This is a genomic window from Tepidiforma sp. (assembly GCF_034433535.1).
GTDB lineage: Bacteria > Chloroflexota > Dehalococcoidia > Tepidiformales > Tepidiformaceae > Tepidiforma.
On the sequence record NZ_DAOUAO010000043.1, the window covers coordinates 1 to 2107 of the forward strand.

Genomic DNA, 2107 nt, shown 5'->3' on the forward strand with positions numbered 1-2107 from the left:
GGCTGGAGCGTGATGGCGGGAGAAGGCGGGAGCGTGGAGGCAGGTGTGGGCTGGAGCGTGGAGGCCGGGGACGGGAGGGAGGGGGTGAAGGTGGGGGTGGGTGCGGGGGCACCGCCGCGGGGCGGGTGACCGCAGACCTGCTCGAAGGTGATGTCGTTGGAAGGGGCGGGTGCGCTGGAGGGGCCGCCTTTGCCCCACTTCCAGGCATGGAGTTCGCCGTCGCGGGCGCGGGCCAGGGCCACCCCGAGGGAGGAGTAGACCCAGTTCTTGCCGTACTGGCGGGTGAAGAAGGCCCAGTAGGTGCAGTCGTTGCCCTTGCACTGGCAGAAGCAGGAGTCGAAGGAGGAGGGATCGAAGCAGCCGGTGGCGCCGATGGCGCAGACCACGACGCCGCTGCCGCCGCCGAACTTTTCGATGGGGAGCCCGGCGCTGGCGAGGAGCTGCTCGCCGGAGATGCTGTCGCCCTGGAAGGGGACGCAGTAGGTGGTGACGGTCTCGCCGTCCTGGATGACGAGGCCGGCTTCGCCATCGGCGCGGGCAACGCCGGCAAGTGCCAGCGCGGTGAGGGCGCCGGCGAACACCACCGGGAAGCGCCTCATGCGGCCACGACCTCCTCGAGGATGACCGCGCCGGGGACGAGGGCGGCGACCTGGGTAGGGAGCGGCCCATCGGCGGCGAAAGCGGCGCGGGCGGGGAGGTCGAAGCGGAGGCGGCCGGCTTCGAGGGCGACGACGCGGGTGGCGTACTGTGCGGCGGACTCGATGTCGTGGGTGGCGACGATGGCGGCCCCGCCGGCGGCGGCGTGCTCGCGGAGGCGCGCGGCGAGCCAGGCTTTGGCGGCGCCGTCCATGCCGCGGGTGGGTTCGTCCATGAGCCAGAGGCGGGGTCCGTGGGCGAGCATGGCGGCGATGGCCACGCGCTGCTGCTTGCCGACCGAGAGGTCGCGCGGGTTGCGCTCGAGGAGTTCGGCGATGCCCCAGGCCTCGGCGGCGGCGCGGAGGGCGGCGGGGCCTGCCGGCAGGCGGCGGTGGCGCAGGGTTTCGGCGAGCTCGGCGGCGACGGTTTCGTGGTAGAGGGCGAGGGCCGGGTCCTGGGGGACGAGGCCGGCGATGGCGGTGCGGGTACGCGGGTCGCCCGGGGGCGGGTCGCCGGGGAGCCAGCTGCGGCCGGCGGCAGGGCGGGTGAGGCCGCTCACCGCGCGGAAGAGGGTGGTCTTGCCGCTGCCGTTGGGCCCGACGAGAGCGACGATTTCGCCTTCGCGGACCTCGAGGTCGATGCCATCGAGGGCGCGGTGGGCGCCGTAGTCGACGGCGAGGGATTCGAGGCGCAGGAGCGGTTCGCCGGGCGAGGGCAGCGGGCGGGGGCGGGCGGCAAGGGCCTGACCGGCGAGGGCCCGGCGAATCTCGGGCAGGGCGAGCGGGAGGGGGTCGCAGCCGAGGCGCCGGGCGAGTTCGACCGCGGGCGGGACGGCCCGGAGCTCGCGTGCGGCTTCGCCGGGGGTGAGCTGGCGGACGGCGCCGGCGTCGACTTCGATGACGGCATCGACGCGGTGGAGGAGCCGTTCGAGGCGGTGTTCGGCGAGGACGATGGCGAGGTCGCCGCGGCGGCGGAGGTCGGCGATGGCGGCGAGGACGGCCTCGGCGCCGCCGGTATCGAGCTGGGAGGTGGGCTCATCGAGGACGAGCATTTGCGGCTGGAGGGCGAGGACGGCGGCGATGGCGACGCGCTGGCGTTCGCCGCCGGAGAGGGTGTGGAGAGGGCGGCTGCGGAGGTGGGCGACGCCGAGGCCGGCGAGGAGCGAGTCGAGGCGGCGGGCGATCTCGGCGGGGGCGATGCCCTGCTGCTCCATGCCGAAGACGATGTCATCGGTGACGGTCTCGGCGACGGCCTGGCTCTCGGGCTCCTGGAAGACCATGCCGACGGCGCCCGCGAGGGTGCGTGCGGGTGTGCGGAAGGGGTCGAGGCCGGCGCAGCGGGCGGTGCCGGTGATGCGGCCACCGTGGAACTGGGGCACGAGGCCGTTGAAGACGCGGAGGAGGGTGGACTTGCCGCCGGCGGAGGGCCCGGCGACGAGGGTGAAGGAGCCGGGTTCGATGACAACCGAGGC

2 protein-coding genes are annotated in these 2107 nt (G+C 74.7%); both read right to left on the reverse strand.

Annotation, left to right across the window (positions count from 1 at the left end; translation table 11 throughout):
- A partial coding sequence (locus VAE46_RS02330) for a hypothetical protein (protein ID WP_416223930.1) occupies positions 1-599 on the reverse strand: 599 nt, incomplete at its 3' end.
- Positions 596-2107, reverse strand: a 1512-nt coding sequence (locus tag VAE46_RS02335; RefSeq protein ID WP_322795299.1) for an ABC transporter ATP-binding protein, incomplete at its 5' end; no start/stop codon positions are given. The genes VAE46_RS02335 and VAE46_RS02330, both read right to left, overlap by 4 nt.